This window comes from Mycolicibacterium gadium (assembly GCF_010728925.1).
Lineage (GTDB): Bacteria > Actinomycetota > Actinomycetes > Mycobacteriales > Mycobacteriaceae > Mycobacterium > Mycobacterium gadium.
This window is the reverse complement of the sequence record NZ_AP022608.1, coordinates 1,440,973-1,453,746: the sequence shown is the minus strand read 5'-3', so window position 1 is coordinate 1,453,746 and position 12,774 is coordinate 1,440,973. Positions and strand designations below refer to the sequence as shown.

The following is a 12,774-nucleotide window of genomic DNA, read 5'->3' as shown; positions in this document are numbered from 1 at the left end:
TCAGGCGCGCGTGCGGGAGCTCAAGTCGGTGACACCTGACGGCGGCAGGCCGGCGGCGTGCTCGAGCACCTCGCAGAACGCTTCGACATGTGGTCCCAACTCTAGGGTGGTCGCCGTCCACGACGCCCGCAGTTCCAGCTGGTGGGCGCGCGGGGGACCGGAGATGTCGCCGTAGCGCACCGACGTGGTCGCGGTGACGGTGCCACCCAATGCGGTGACGTGCTCGGCCCGCGATTCCAGGGCGTCGACGAGCCAGCTCCACGCGACTTCGGGCAGCAGCGGGTCGACGGCTTCACTGGAGTCCAGGTCCGCCTGGATATAGGCCACGAGACGCATCGTGCCATCCCACGCTTCGGCGCCCTCAGGGTCGTGCAGCAGGATCAGCCGTCCGAACGCGTCGCCCTCGGAGCGTTCGGGAACGATGGCCGTCTCGGGATGGCGGACCTCCGCGCCCAGCGCATAGCTGTACGGCGCCAGCCGCTGAGGCGGGCGAATCGGGCCGAGTTCGATCTCCGCCCGGACGGTGGTGGCATTCATCGCCGCCACCGCTTCGCGAAATTGAGCCGGTTCGGCGGTGGTCACCGTTCGAAGCTAGCCCCATTTGGCCAGGCGTGTGCGCAGGCGCGCCGATTTTGCCCGGTGAGGGGATCTCCCGTGGTCAGGCGTTGTTTGCTGTGCCCACCCACGGCCCCACCTGTCCAGAGAGCGAAGGCGGGGGTCGCCGCAGCGCGAATTGGGGGGTTACGGGGCGCGCATGGCAGCATTGGACACGATGACTACCCGCCGCGACCTGCCCGACTCGCCCTATCTCGCCGCCGCTTCAGGCCGCAAGCCGAGCCGCGTGCCGGTGTGGTTCATGCGGCAGGCCGGACGTTCGCTGCCCGAGTACCGGGCGCTGCGGGCGAAGAACACCATGATGCAGGCCTGCTTCGACGCGGAGCTGATCACCGAGATCACCCTGCAGCCGGTTCGCAGGCACGGCGTGGACGCCGCGATCCTGTTCTCCGACATCGTCGTGCCGCTGCGGGCCGCGGGCATCGAGCTCGACATCGTGCCCGACGTCGGACCGGTGATCGAACACCCGGTGCGCACCATCGGCGATGTCAACGCCATCAAACCGCTTGAGCCGCAGCAGGTTGCACCCGTGGCCGACGCCATCACGCAGCTGACCGCCGAGCTTGGTGATGTCCCGCTCATCGGTTTCGCGGGAGCGCCGTTCACGCTGGCGTCCTATCTCGTGGAGGGCGGCCCGAGCCGCAACCACGAGCGCACCAAGGCGATGATGCTCGGCGAATCCGACACTTGGCACGAGCTGATGACGGCGCTGACCGATGTGACCATCGCCTTCCTGCAGACGCAGGTCAGCGCCGGTGTGGATGCCATCCAGCTGTTCGATTCGTGGGCCGGCACGCTCTCGCTGGCCGATTACCGCACGTACGTGCTGCCGCACAGTTCACGGGTGTTCTCGACACTCGCGGGCGCCGGTGCGCCGATGACCCACTTCGGCGTGGGCACCGCCGAACTGCTCGGTGCGATGGGCGAGGCCGGGGCCACCGTCGTCGGCGTCGACTGGCGCACCTCGCTGGCCGACGCCGCGACACGGGTTCCGCCCAACACGGCACTGCAGGGAAACCTGGATCCGGTCGTGCTGCTGGCGGGCTGGCCGGTCGTCGAACGGGCGGCGCGAGCCGTCGTCGAGGACGCCCGTCGCGCCATCGACGCCGGCGCCGCCGGCCACATCTTCAACCTCGGCCACGGCGTGCTGCCGCCCACCGACCCCGGCGTGATCACGGACCTGGTCTCGTTGGTGCATTCGCTGTGAGCATGTCGTATTGCGTTGTCGGCGGGGGTATTTCAGGCCTTGTCGCCGCCTATCGGCTGCGGGTGGCGGCGGGGCCCGCCGCGTCGATAACGTTGTTCGACCCGGCCGACCGACTCGGCGGTGTGCTGCGGACCGAGCGGATCGGCGGCCAGCTGATGGACGTCGGCGCGGAGGCGTTCGTCGCCCGCCGACCCGAGGTGCCGGCACTGTTGGCCGAGCTGGGCCTGAGCGGAAGACAGATCGGCACCACGGGGGCGCGGCCGCTGATCTACAGCCAGGGACATCTGCATCCGTTGCCGACGGGCACACTGCAGGGCATTCCGGCGCATCCGGGAGCGCTGGCCGGCCTCGTGGACGACGCGACGCTGGCCCGGATTCGCGACGAACGAGCGCGGCCGCTGCGCTGGCGTCCCGGCGCCGACCCCTCGGTCGCCGAGCTGGTCGGGGACCGCTTCGGGGACCAGGTGGTAGCCCGCTCGGTAGATCCCCTACTGGCAGGTGTGTACGCGGGGTCGTCGGCCACCATCGGCGTCCGTTCGGCTCTGCCGGCGCTGACGGCGGCGCTGGACCGCGGAGCGCGCAGTCTGACGGACGCGGTGCGTGACGCGCTGGCGGCCTCGGGTCCCTCGGTGGCGTCGGGCTCGGTGTTCGGGGCGATCGAGGGCGGCTACGCGGTGCTGGTCGACGAGCTGGTCCGGCGCGCGGGTATCCGCTGGCTTCAGGTCACCGTCGAGCGGGTCGACCGATCTTCGCGTGGCTGGGAAATCGTCGACGACGAGGGTGTGCGCCACCACGCCGACGCGGCGGTGTTGGCCGTACCCGCACCGCGGCTCGCCCGCCTTGCCGAAGGCGTTGCCCCGCGCACCGCCGCGGCGGCACGACGCATCGGGGTGGCGTCGAGTGCGCTGGTGGCGTTGGCACTGCCTGGTGGCACGCCGGTGCCGCAACAGTCCGGGGTGTTGGTGGCCGGGGGAGAACGGTTGCGCGCCAAGGCGATTACCCTGTCGACGCAGAAGTGGGGCCGACGCGGCAACGTCGAGCTGGTGCGTTTGTCGTACGGCAGGTTCGGCGACGATCTGGCCCGAAGTGCGGGTGACGAAGACCTGCTGGCGTGGGCGGGGCAGGATCTGGCCACGGTGTTCGGGGTGACGACGGATCCCGAGGACTGTCACGTCCAGCGGTGGATCGACGCGATGCCGCAGTACGGGCCTGGGCACGGCGCACTGGTCGCCGAGCTGCGGGCCGGCCTGCCGCCGACCTTGGCCGTGGCCGGCGCCTACCTGGACGGCATCGGCGTGCCTGCGTGCGTGGCCGCAGCGACCAGGGCGGCTGCGTCGCTGGTCACCGTCGCGAGAGCGACGAATAACGCCTGAGCCCGCGCGTGGCACGATAGGTCTCATGGCCAAGCTCGACTACGACGCGCTCAACTCCACCGTCCGCTACCTGATGTTCTCGGTGTTCTCTGTGGAGCCGGGCGAATTGGGCGACGAGCGCGCCGGCATCGTCGACGAGACGGCGACCTTCCTGAAACAGCAGGAAGACAAGGGTGTCGTGGTACGCGGGATCTATGACATCGCCGGCATGCGGGCCGACGCCGACTTCATGTTCTGGACCCACGCCGAAACCGTCGAGGCGTTGCAGGCCACCTACTCGGATTTTCGCCGCACGACCACGCTGGGTCGAGCGAGCGATCCCGTGTGGAGCAGCGTCGCGTTGCACCGGCCCGCCGAATTCAACAAGAGCCACATTCCGGCATTCCTGGCCGGCGAGGATCCGGGCGCATATGTGTGTGTCTATCCGTTCGTGCGGTCGCTGGAGTGGTACCTGCTGCCCGACGACGAGCGCCGCAAGATGCTGGCCGAGCACGGGATGGCCGCCCGGGAGTACAAGGACGTTCGCGCGAACACGGTGCCCGCTTTCGCGCTGGGGGACTACGAGTGGATCCTGGCCTTCGAGGCGCCCGAGCTGTATCGCATCGTGGACCTGATGCGTGAATTGCGCGCGACCGACGCCCGGCGCCACACTCGCGAAGAGACTCCGTTCTTCACCGGTCCGCGGGTGAGCGTGGAAGAGTTGGTCACCAGACTCCCGTAACCGGCTCCGGCGGAAGGACCCCGTTGTCTGAGGCAAAAACCGGCCAGGACAGGCTTTTTGACGCGCTCACCACGAAGGGCACCGCCTTCACCCACGCCGAGCGCCGCAAGTACGGAATACTCGGCCTACTTCCGACAGCGGAGAAAACGCTCGATGAACAGGTCGAGCACAGCTGGCGCGAATTCAGCACTCGCCGTGAGGGTCTGGACCAGCACATCTATCTGCGGGCCCTGCAGGACCGTAACGAAACGCTGTTCTATCGCTTGTTGCACGACCACATCGCCGAAACCATGCCGATCGTGTACACCCCGACGGTCGGCGAGGCATGCCAGCGGTTCAGCAAGATCTATCGCAAGCCGCGCGGTCTGTTCGTGTCCTATCCGGACCGCGAATATCTGCGCGAGATACTTCGGAACCGGCCGATCGGCCGACGCGATGTCGACGTGATCGTGGTGACCGACGGTCAACGGATCCTTGGACTCGGCGATCAGGGCATCGGCGGTATGGGCATCCCGATCGGCAAGCTGTCGCTGTACACGCTCATCGGCGGCATCGACCCGGCGCGCACCCTGCCGATCGTCCTCGATGTGGGCACCGACAACGTCGAGTTGCTGGAGGACCCGCAGTATCTGGGTTGGCGGCACCGAAGGATCGGCGAGGACGAGTATTTCGATTTCATCGACGAATTCGTGACCGCGGTGCACCAGGAGATGCCCGATGTGCTGCTGCAGTGGGAGGATTTCGCGACCGCGCACGCGCAGCCGATCTTGGAGCGCTACCGCGACAAGCTGCTGACCTTCAACGACGATATTCAGGGCACCGCCGCCGTCGCACTCGGAGCGCTGCATGGTGCGGCGAACATCGCGGGCCGCCCGCTGTCGCAGCAACAGGTCGTGATGCTGGGCGCGGGTTCGGCTGGAATCGGCGTCCTGAACATGGTCAAGCGGGAGATGGTCGCGCAGGGCCTGTCCGAGCAGGAAGCGGCCTCGCGGATCTGGGTCGTCGACGTCGTGGGACTGCTCACCGACGACCGCACCGATCTTTCCGAAGGGCAGCGCGCATTTGCACAGCCGGCCGACAGCGTCGCGGCTTGGGGTTTGTCGGGACCCGCGCAGCTGGCCGACGTCGTGCACCACGTTGATTGCGGTGTGCTGCTGGGACTTTCGACTGCTGCCGGTGCCTTCACCGAAGACATCGTGCGTGAGCTGGCGGCCAAGACCAAGCGGCCGATCATCTTCCCGTTGTCCAACCCCACCAGTCGGGCCGAGGCGCATCCGGCCGAGTTGGATGCGTGGACCGACGGGCGGGCATTGATCGCGACCGGTTCACCGTTTGCACCGTTGGTGCGCGATGGCGTCGAGCGCCCGGTGGCGCAGTGCAACAACGCGTACATCTTCCCCGCGATGGGATTGGCGGTGACGGCCGCGCAGGCGACGAGGGTGACCGACGACATGATGCGGGCGGCGGCCGCGAGCCTCGGTGACGCGTCGCCCGCCCTTGCCGATCCCAGTCAGCCGCTGCTGCCCGCGTGGTCGGAAGTTCCCGACATCGCGGTGCGCATTGCGCTCGCGGTCGGGCGACAGGCCGTCGCGGATGGTGTGGCACCGAAGCGTAGCGACGAGGAACTGGCGGCGCGTATCGACGAGGTGCGCTGGATTCCCGAATACCCGTCGACATAGCCCTCTTGCGGCCGAGACTGCGGGCAGATCGCGAAATTCCTCGAAATCGCGATCTGCCAGCAGTCTCGGCGCACGCCCGTCATCATGGGTCTATGAGCATCAAAGCCCTGGTTGCCGCGACATTGCCGATCGCCGCGCTTGTGTTGGCACCTAGTGCGGTCGCTCAACCGCCGGGCGGGGAACACTGCGCGCCGTCCAACGGGCAGGCCATCGTCATCACCGCCGGTGACATCGACTGCATCACCGCGGCGGACTTTGCCGCTCAGTACGACCTGTACGGCGACAAGTTTCAGACGATCGGGCCGTTCACCTGTTATTCCGGAAATGCGATGACGGCGCCGTTGCTGTTCCAGTGTGTGGCGGACACCGCCGACGCGGCCGAGTTCGGGGTCTACCCCGCGTAGGGCGCTATTCGGCGGGTACCAGCCGCAGTGAGATCGAGTTGATGCAGTAGCGCTGATCGGTCGGCGTGGGGTAACCCTCGCCTTCGAAGACGTGGCCGAGGTGGCTGTGGCAGTTGGCGCAGATGACCTCGACGCGGTGCATGCCCAGGCTGTCGTCGGAGCGCAGGATCACCGCGTCGGAATTCGCCGGATCGAAGAATGACGGCCAGCCGCAGTGGGATTCGAACTTCTCGCTGCTGCGGAACAGTTCCGCACCGCAGGCCCGGCACTGATACACGCCTTCGGTCTTGGTGTCGGTGTATTCACCGACGAAGGGACGCTCGGTGCCGGCCTCGCGGAGGACGTGGAACTCCTCTGGGTTGAGCTTCTTGCGCCACTCGTCGTCTGAGAGCTGAAGCTTGGGGGCCGGTGTCGTCATGCCTCCACGCTAGCGCGTTCGCTTTCGCCGAAATGCAGAGGTTCACTCGTACTTTCGCTGCATTACGTTGGAAGCGATGGCTCCTGGCTGCCCGAGCGCCGAATAGTGCGACGTCATCCGCTCTGCGCGGGAGTCGGCTCTTTCGCCGGATCCTTCATCCAGACCGGGTCGATACCGTCATCCAGCCGGTTCTCGGACTTGGCGTCCAGGTAGCGGAAATACAACACGCAGAACACCACGATCAGCATCAGGCACCAGCCGTAGGTGAACTTCATGTATTCGAGGAAGCGGCCCGTGGTCGGCCAGTGTCCGAGGAGCCACCGGTCTGCGCTCATGAAGCCGTATATCGCCACCCACGCGGGCCAATTGCGCAACACCGAGTTGCGCAGCACGACGGTCATCAGGAAAGGGAACAGCATCATCGAGTAGTAGCCCTGACCCAGCGACAGCACCAGGAACGACGTGATCAGCAGGACGCCGGACGAGGTCAGCATCCAGAACAGCGGATCGCGCGTCCGGTAGTACTTGTAGAGCAGCCAGAGCGACAGCACCGCGAGCACCACGAAGGCCAACCTCAGCAGGATGATCAGCCAGAACGGCAACCCGTAATAGAGACCGTTTCCGGCGATCGAGCTGTTGAAGTAATCGCGCGTGGTGAATATGTACGCGGCGGTGCGGGTGACGAAGCTCATCGGATCTTTGACCAGCGGCCATGCAGCAACATTGAATGCAACCGGCACCAGGAAAGCGGGAATCAACGTCCGCCACTGGCGGTTCAACAGCGGAAGCAACAGTAGCGGTGCCAACAGCGGTTTCACGACCAGAGTCAAGCCGATAGCCGTACCGGCCAGCCACTCGTGATTGCGATTACCGTCGAGCAGCCATCGGAAGAACAGCACCTCGAGCAAAAGTAGGCAGCCGTTGATATTGCCGAAAACCAGTGTGTTGACGACGCTTTCGCTGATGAACATCGCCGCCAGCAGAGCGGGCAGTGCCACCGAGTCGAATTTGAATCCGAACAGGCGAATCAAGAAGTACGCGGCGAGGATGATCGCGATGGTGTTGAACGTGATGAACCAATATCGCGACGCGTCGACGGGGAGATAGCCGAACGGCGCCATGATCAGCGTGCCGCCGGGCGGGTAGAGATAGTGCGGGTCGACGTGGTTGAAGTTCTCGTTGTAGATGTCCCAGCCCATCTTGAAATTCACGACGGCTCGGTACACCGGTCCGTAGTCGTCGGTGATGTAGCCGTTGGTGGCCAGGACATAGCTGCGATGAATGATGAACAGGATGGCCAGCGGCCACAGGATCGACCGCAACACCGTCGCCAGACTCGGCGGGGAGGTGCGGGGCCGGAAGGCGGCCAGGACAAGATCACGCACCAGCGAACCGTACCCGACCCCGTTGGACCGAGGGATCAGGCGGGGCAGAACGTGTCGGTCTCGGGCAGCCTGCCGCTGTCCAGATAGCCGGTCACCGGCGTCAGTGCGCAGGGCGAGTAGACAGCCGCCCCGTGGCCGATGCCCTGCCACATCACCCGCCTGTTGGCCGCGCCGGCGTTGATCACGGTCGCCGCGACGGCGGCCACGCCCTCGTTGCCGACGATCGGATCGTGCTGGCCGCCCAACAGCAGCACGGGAGTCTTGAGATTCGTCGGCTCCTCCGGGGCCGCGCCGCTGGGCCAGTTCAGGCATTGCACCAAATCGAGCGCGCCGACCTGGCCGAACTGCGGGTAGATCTTCTCCCATGCCACTACGAGTTCGCGGACCCGGTCGGGGGTGGGCCGGTTCAGTGAGTCGCTGCAGCTGTTGACGAACTGGCCGTCGGTGCCGCGCACCGCCTCGGCCTCAGTGACCAGGGCGTTCATGGCGCTCCAATCCCCGGAGCGGGCGCCGGCGACCGCAGAGGCGAGCCTGTTGGTAGCGGCCACGCGGTCGCCACGTGGGTACGCCAGCGCGGTGGCGATCGCGTCGGCGACGGTGGCCACCGATCCGTCGTTGGAGTTGTACCCGCGCACCTGGTTCAGCACCGCCGTCACGGCAGCCTTGGGGTCAGCACCCAGCGGGCAGTTGATCGCCACGCATTGCGCGGCCCACGCATCGAGTGCGGATTGTTCGCCCTTCACGCGCTGTTCCATCGCGGCTTCGGCGGCGATGCCGAGCGGAAGTGGGGAATCGAGCACCAGCCGGGCCACCTTGTTGGGGTGGCTGCCCGCGTAGGCCAACGCCACCTGGGCGCCGTTGCCGATGCCGTACAGCGCCAACGTCGGTACGTCCCAGGTGCTTCGGAGTCGCTCGATGTCCTCGGCGGCGTGCGAGTTGTCGTAGGCCGAGTCTCCAGGGGCGATGGTGTCGGTGCAGCTCGTCGTCGCGGCCTGGGTGATCTCGCCGAGATTGGCGACGGGGTCGTCGCCCGGCTGGAACTGGGCCTGATCGAGCATCGCATTGCGTTCGTAAAGATCGCGGCAGTCCAGCGCGCCCGACATTCCGATGCCGCGCCGGTCGACCGCCACGACGGGCCGCGTCTTGAGCACGTTGACACCCGACTGTGTGAGCCAGACCGGCAGTTGCATCGACGTCGGCAGATCCGAACCCGTCGTCATCACCAGCGGTCCGGCGTCGGCGGGGGTTTGGTCGGTGGTCGCGCGGACCACACCGATGCTGATCGTGCCCGTGGCGCCCTTGATCGGGTCGAGTTCGGCGTCATAGGTCGCGCAATCGAACTTCACCCCGGCGATCGGGGGGACCGATGCGTCGGACGAGATCCGCGAGGTGCAGTCACGCCACGACAGATCGTTCTTGGGTGGCTCGATCGGTGGTGGGCCCTCGGGCGCCCTGGTGGTCTCCGGCTGACCCTGCGGTTGTGCACCGGAATCGGTGGCGAAGCGCGGATTGGCCGCCAGACCAGGGGCGCAACCAGCAAGAAAAACCGATACCACGAGCGCAGAGGTGCCCAACACCCGTATCGGACGACGCCGCTGCATGCCGACCACAGTACTGATATCCGTGGTGGATCCTCGTTGCCCAACGGCTCCTGGTGCGTCAGCGTGCCCGAACGTAGCGGGTGTAGAGGTAGCCCTCGTCGTCGGACAGCAGGTGTGCGGGCCGCATGTTGGCGTGCACCTCGCCGGCGCCCGCCGCGATGCGCCTGCCGGAGCCGCCGATCAGGATGGGCGCCAACGTCAGGCAGAGTTCGTCGAGCAGGTCATCCTCGATCAACTGGCTGAGCAGCAGCGGGCCGCCCTCGGTGAGCACGCGGAACAGCTTGCGTTCGGCGAGGAGCTTCAGGACGGTGGCGCCGTCGACGGCATCGGATCGTGGTCCGGACGCGTTGAGCACCTCGGACACCGTACCCAGCCGCCGAAGGGTGTCGTCGACGGAGTCGGCGCACGTCAGGATCAGCGGTGGCACCTCGGTGCGGGTGAAGAACAGGGCGTCGGGGTCGAGAACGCCGGTGCGCGTGACGACAGCGATGGGCGGCACTTCGTTTTGTCCGCGGCGTTGCCGTGCGTTGCGCGCGGCGAGTGGCACCTGGGCGCCGGAGTAGTTCTCGATCCGCACGGTGGCGGCACCGACCAGGATGACGTCCGCGCTGTGGCGCATGAGGGCGAACATACTGCGGTCACCGGCCCCGGCCAGACCGCCGGCCTTGCCGTCGGCGGTGGCGCCCCCGTCGAGGCTGGCGATCATGTTGCCGCGGACCCAGCACGTTTGCAGATCGTCGGGGTACGCGTAGAAGTCGGACAGCCGGCCGTCGGCGCCGTCTATCGCGGGACCGTCGGGTCCTAACGCGGTGAATTGCACGCCGGCGGTGGTATCGGCCATGAACAGCATTGCAACACGTCGATAGGGTGCGTGCATGCAGGGGTCCGTCGATGTCGGTCATTTAATCGACCGGCATCCCAAGGTCACGCCGGATCGGTTGATCGCTCAGCTGACCCCGCCGCCGACGTTCGCCGACGTCAGCTTCGACACCTATCTCCCCGATTCTGCCGAGCCGACGCAGGCCGCGGCGGTGCAGGTCTGCCGACAATTCTGCGCGCAGGCGGTCGAGCGACGGGCCGGCAAGAAGAAGTTGTTCGGCAGACGTGAGGTGCTGCCCGGCGTCGGGATTTATCTCGACGGCGGCTTCGGCGTCGGGAAGACCCACCTGTTGGCGTCGTCGTACTACGAGCTGCCTGAACCCAAGGCATTCGCGACGTTCGGCGAGTTGACGCAGTTGGCGAGCGTTTTCGGCTTCGTCGAATGCATCGAGCTGCTGGCCGGTTACGTCGTCGTGTGCATCGACGAATTCGAACTCGACGATCCGGGAAACACCACGCTGATCTCGCGGCTGCTGTCACAACTCGTCGAGCGCGGGGTGTCGGTGGCGGCCACGTCGAACACGCTGCCCGAGCAGTTGGGGGAGGGACGGTTCGCGGCACAGGACTTCCTGCGCGAGATCAACACCCTCGCAGCGATTTTCACGACGGTGCGGATCGACGGACCCGACTACCGGCACCGCGATCTGCCTGCTGCTCCGGAACCGTTGAGCGACAACGAGGTTGCGACCCGTGCGGCACGCACCCCGGGTGCGACGCTGGACGACTTCGACGCGCTGTGCGCCCATCTGGCCACCATGCACCCGTCGCGGTATCTGACGCTGATCGAAGGTGTGTCCGAGGTGTTCATCACGGGCGTGCATGGGATCGACGACCAGAACGTTGCATTGCGACTGGTTTCGCTGACCGACCGGCTCTACGACGCGGGCATTCCGGTCGTCGCGTCCGGGTCGAAAATGGACGCCGTCTTCAGCGAGGAGATGCTCGCGGGCGGGTTCCGTAAGAAGTATCTACGCGCGACATCACGACTGCTTGCCTTGACGGCAGCGGGTCAGACGGGTCGGACCATCACGTAGTCGTTTTCGACGCTCTCGCCGAGCTGAAACGTGCGGGTTCCAGTGATGGTGAACCCCTGTTTGGCGTAAAAGCGTTGGGCGCGTTCGTTTTGTTGGTTGACACCGAGCCACACCGACTCGGCGCCCAGTTCTTTGGCGGTACTCAACGCGGCCGCCATCAGCGACGCAGAGGCGCCCGCGCCGTGGCTGCCCGGCAGCACGTAGATCTTCGAGAGTTCGATGCCGTCGTCGGCGCGAACCAGCATGGCGTAGCCGACCATTCGCGCCTCCTCACGGACGACGAGCACTGCCCGATCAGGATCGGCGAGGTATCCGCGAAACCGGTCCTCGGACAGGTTCTCGTCAATGAACGCGGCGATGTTGTCGACGCTCACCGATGGAGGGCACGCCAGCGGAAACGTTCGCGCGGCGACGTCGACGAGTTCGGGAAGATCGGCCACGACGGCCGGGGTCACGTCAAAGTGCAATACCTAGGCCACATTCCACTGCGCAAGGTGTTGCCCGGTGACCTTGTCGAGCAGGATGACGTTGGAGATGAGGTCGCGATAGCAGTCCCACCAGACCCCACCGCTGACGGTAGAACCGGCCGGAGCGTTCATCAGCGCGAGTGTCAGCGAGTCTGGTGCGTCGGTGTTGCGCGGCTCGTAGGAGTCTCCCGTCGCGGTGACGCCACGGAACTGATACGTGATCGCTTGGGCGTAGGGCGTAGGCACCTTGACGGGGTTGACGGTGATCTGAGCGCGCCACACCTCATACCGGGGTGCTCGCGGCGGGTAGCCGAATCCGGGCGGGATCGGTGAGGGAGCCAGGCTGTTGACGGTGATGTTGGCAACCAGGCCCTCGAAGTTGATCTGCAGCGTCTCTCCGAGCCGGCCGATGGGCGAGGGCACGGACTCCGCCTCGTCGGGCGCAGCCTGGGCGGGCGCGGCCGCGAGGCCGGCGAGGGTCACCAACATGGCGGCAAGGAGGACGAACCAGCGACGCATGCACGCATGATTTCACAGACTGAAACGTGTTACAGCCGCTTCAGGACACCCACGGCCCCGAGCCGCCGATCTTCTCGATGCGGACCCGCGTGAGCAGTCCGGCCGGCGCGTTGGGCGGCGGGAAGTGCTCGTCGCTGCCCAACATCACCTTGGCCAGCTGCTTGAGCAGTTCCGGAGCGCCGCCTTCGACGATCCGCGCCACTCCGGTGACCGCCAGATAATCCCTGAGTTGCCCGGGCCGCTCGGGGCCCAGGATCGTGACCGCCACGCGCGGATCGCGGCGCACGTTGCGGGTCTTCCGGTATTCGTTGAGGTGGGCCGAGACGAGCTCGTCGCCGTCGGGCGTCGACTCCAGCGCCATCCAGATCGTGGAGACCTGCGGGCTGCCGTCGGGGTTGAGCGTAACCAAGATCGCGTCGGTGCCCGCCCCGATGAGCTGGCGGGCGGCGTCGTTGAGCTTCATGCGATGTCC

The 12,774-nt window shown here is 66.5% G+C and carries 14 protein-coding genes; 6 read left to right on the top strand and 8 right to left on the bottom strand.

Features of this window, described 5'->3' with window-relative positions; translation table 11 throughout:
- A complete protein-coding gene (locus tag G6N36_RS07180; protein ID WP_083123643.1) occupies positions 1 to 582 on the bottom strand; it encodes a DUF3000 domain-containing protein in 582 nt (193 codons plus the stop codon).
- Between the two features lie 190 nt (positions 583 to 772).
- On the opposite strand from G6N36_RS07180, the gene hemE reads away from it, so the two are divergent.
- The 5 genes from hemE (at position 773) to G6N36_RS07155 (ending at position 5,999) form a co-directional block, all read left to right on the top strand.
- Complete coding sequence (gene hemE / locus G6N36_RS07175) at positions 773 to 1,822, top strand: uroporphyrinogen decarboxylase (RefSeq protein WP_163690511.1); 1,050 nt, start codon at positions 773 to 775, stop codon at positions 1,820 to 1,822.
- Entirely contained in the window at positions 1,819 to 3,195 is a 1,377-nt protein-coding gene (locus G6N36_RS07170; RefSeq protein ID WP_163685865.1) for a protoporphyrinogen oxidase, read from the top strand. The genes hemE and G6N36_RS07170 overlap by 4 nt, the downstream gene beginning before the upstream one ends.
- Positions 3,196 to 3,220: 25 nt before the next feature.
- The gene (gene hemQ / locus G6N36_RS07165; RefSeq protein WP_163685864.1) at positions 3,221 to 3,916 is read left to right on the top strand and encodes a hydrogen peroxide-dependent heme synthase; all 696 of its coding nucleotides are present in this window, start codon (positions 3,221 to 3,223) and stop codon (positions 3,914 to 3,916) included.
- Positions 3,917 to 3,939: 23 nt separating this feature from the next.
- On the top strand, positions 3,940 to 5,595 hold the full coding sequence (locus tag G6N36_RS07160) for an NAD-dependent malic enzyme (RefSeq protein WP_163685863.1): 1,656 nt from the start codon (positions 3,940 to 3,942) through the stop codon (positions 5,593 to 5,595).
- 92 nt (positions 5,596 to 5,687) lie between these two features.
- Positions 5,688 to 5,999, top strand: a complete 312-nt coding sequence (locus tag G6N36_RS07155; RefSeq protein ID WP_179964734.1) for a hypothetical protein — start codon at positions 5,688 to 5,690, stop codon at positions 5,997 to 5,999.
- 4 nt (positions 6,000 to 6,003) lie between these two features.
- Here G6N36_RS07155 and msrB read toward each other — a convergent pair whose 3' ends face one another.
- From msrB to G6N36_RS07135, 4 genes are all read right to left on the bottom strand, one after another.
- Positions 6,004 to 6,417 (bottom strand): peptide-methionine (R)-S-oxide reductase MsrB, encoded by a 414-nt coding sequence (gene msrB / locus G6N36_RS07150; protein WP_163685862.1) that lies wholly within the window; start codon positions 6,415 to 6,417, stop codon positions 6,004 to 6,006.
- Between the two features lie 113 nt (positions 6,418 to 6,530).
- On the bottom strand, positions 6,531 to 7,802 hold the full coding sequence (gene aftC, locus G6N36_RS07145) for an arabinofuranan 3-O-arabinosyltransferase (RefSeq protein ID WP_163685861.1): 1,272 nt from the start codon (positions 7,800 to 7,802) through the stop codon (positions 6,531 to 6,533).
- Between the two features lie 35 nt (positions 7,803 to 7,837).
- A complete protein-coding gene (locus G6N36_RS07140) occupies positions 7,838 to 9,403 on the bottom strand; it encodes an alpha/beta hydrolase (protein ID WP_163685860.1) in 1,566 nt (521 codons plus the stop codon).
- A gap of 58 nt (positions 9,404 to 9,461) precedes the next feature.
- Positions 9,462 to 10,253: a pyrimidine reductase family protein gene (locus G6N36_RS07135; protein ID WP_163690507.1), complete on the bottom strand. Its 792-nt coding sequence runs from the start codon at positions 10,251 to 10,253 to the stop codon at positions 9,462 to 9,464.
- 25 nt (positions 10,254 to 10,278) lie between these two features.
- On the opposite strand from G6N36_RS07135, the gene zapE reads away from it, so the two are divergent.
- Complete coding sequence (gene zapE, locus G6N36_RS07130; RefSeq protein WP_163685859.1) at positions 10,279 to 11,316, top strand: cell division protein ZapE; 1,038 nt, start codon at positions 10,279 to 10,281, stop codon at positions 11,314 to 11,316.
- Here zapE and G6N36_RS07125 read toward each other — a convergent pair.
- From G6N36_RS07125 to G6N36_RS07115, 3 genes are read right to left on the bottom strand one after another with little or no spacing between them, the layout of a single operon-like run.
- On the bottom strand, positions 11,292 to 11,771 hold the full coding sequence (locus G6N36_RS07125) for a GNAT family N-acetyltransferase (RefSeq protein WP_163685858.1): 480 nt from the start codon (positions 11,769 to 11,771) through the stop codon (positions 11,292 to 11,294). The genes zapE and G6N36_RS07125 overlap by 25 nt on opposite strands.
- A 15-nt stretch (positions 11,772 to 11,786) precedes the next feature.
- Complete coding sequence (locus G6N36_RS07120) at positions 11,787 to 12,302, bottom strand: hypothetical protein (protein ID WP_163685857.1); 516 nt, start codon at positions 12,300 to 12,302, stop codon at positions 11,787 to 11,789.
- Between the two features lie 40 nt (positions 12,303 to 12,342).
- On the bottom strand, positions 12,343 to 12,765 hold the full coding sequence (locus G6N36_RS07115; protein WP_163685856.1) for a PPOX class F420-dependent oxidoreductase: 423 nt from the start codon (positions 12,763 to 12,765) through the stop codon (positions 12,343 to 12,345).
- Positions 12,766 to 12,774 lie beyond the last annotated feature (9 nt).

What these genes read in the sequence shown, in the direction of transcription:
- hemQ (WP_163685864.1), top strand. Translation starts at nt 3,221, where the DNA reads ATGGCCAAGCTCGACTACGACGCGCTCAACTCCACCGTCCGCTACCTG.
- G6N36_RS07135 (WP_163690507.1), bottom strand. Translation starts at nt 10,253, where the DNA reads ATGCTGTTCATGGCCGATACCACCGCCGGCGTGCAATTCACCGCGTTA.
- zapE (WP_163685859.1), top strand. Translation starts at nt 10,279, where the DNA reads ATGCAGGGGTCCGTCGATGTCGGTCATTTAATCGACCGGCATCCCAAG.
- msrB (WP_163685862.1), bottom strand. Translation starts at nt 6,417, where the DNA reads ATGACGACACCGGCCCCCAAGCTTCAGCTCTCAGACGACGAGTGGCGC.
- G6N36_RS07155 (WP_179964734.1), top strand. Translation starts at nt 5,688, where the DNA reads ATGAGCATCAAAGCCCTGGTTGCCGCGACATTGCCGATCGCCGCGCTT.
- G6N36_RS07140 (WP_163685860.1), bottom strand. Translation starts at nt 9,403, where the DNA reads ATGCAGCGGCGTCGTCCGATACGGGTGTTGGGCACCTCTGCGCTCGTG.
- G6N36_RS07115 (WP_163685856.1), bottom strand. Translation starts at nt 12,765, where the DNA reads ATGAAGCTCAACGACGCCGCCCGCCAGCTCATCGGGGCGGGCACCGAC.
- G6N36_RS07120 (WP_163685857.1), bottom strand. Translation starts at nt 12,302, where the DNA reads ATGCGTCGCTGGTTCGTCCTCCTTGCCGCCATGTTGGTGACCCTCGCC.
- hemE (WP_163690511.1), top strand. Translation starts at nt 773, where the DNA reads ATGACTACCCGCCGCGACCTGCCCGACTCGCCCTATCTCGCCGCCGCT.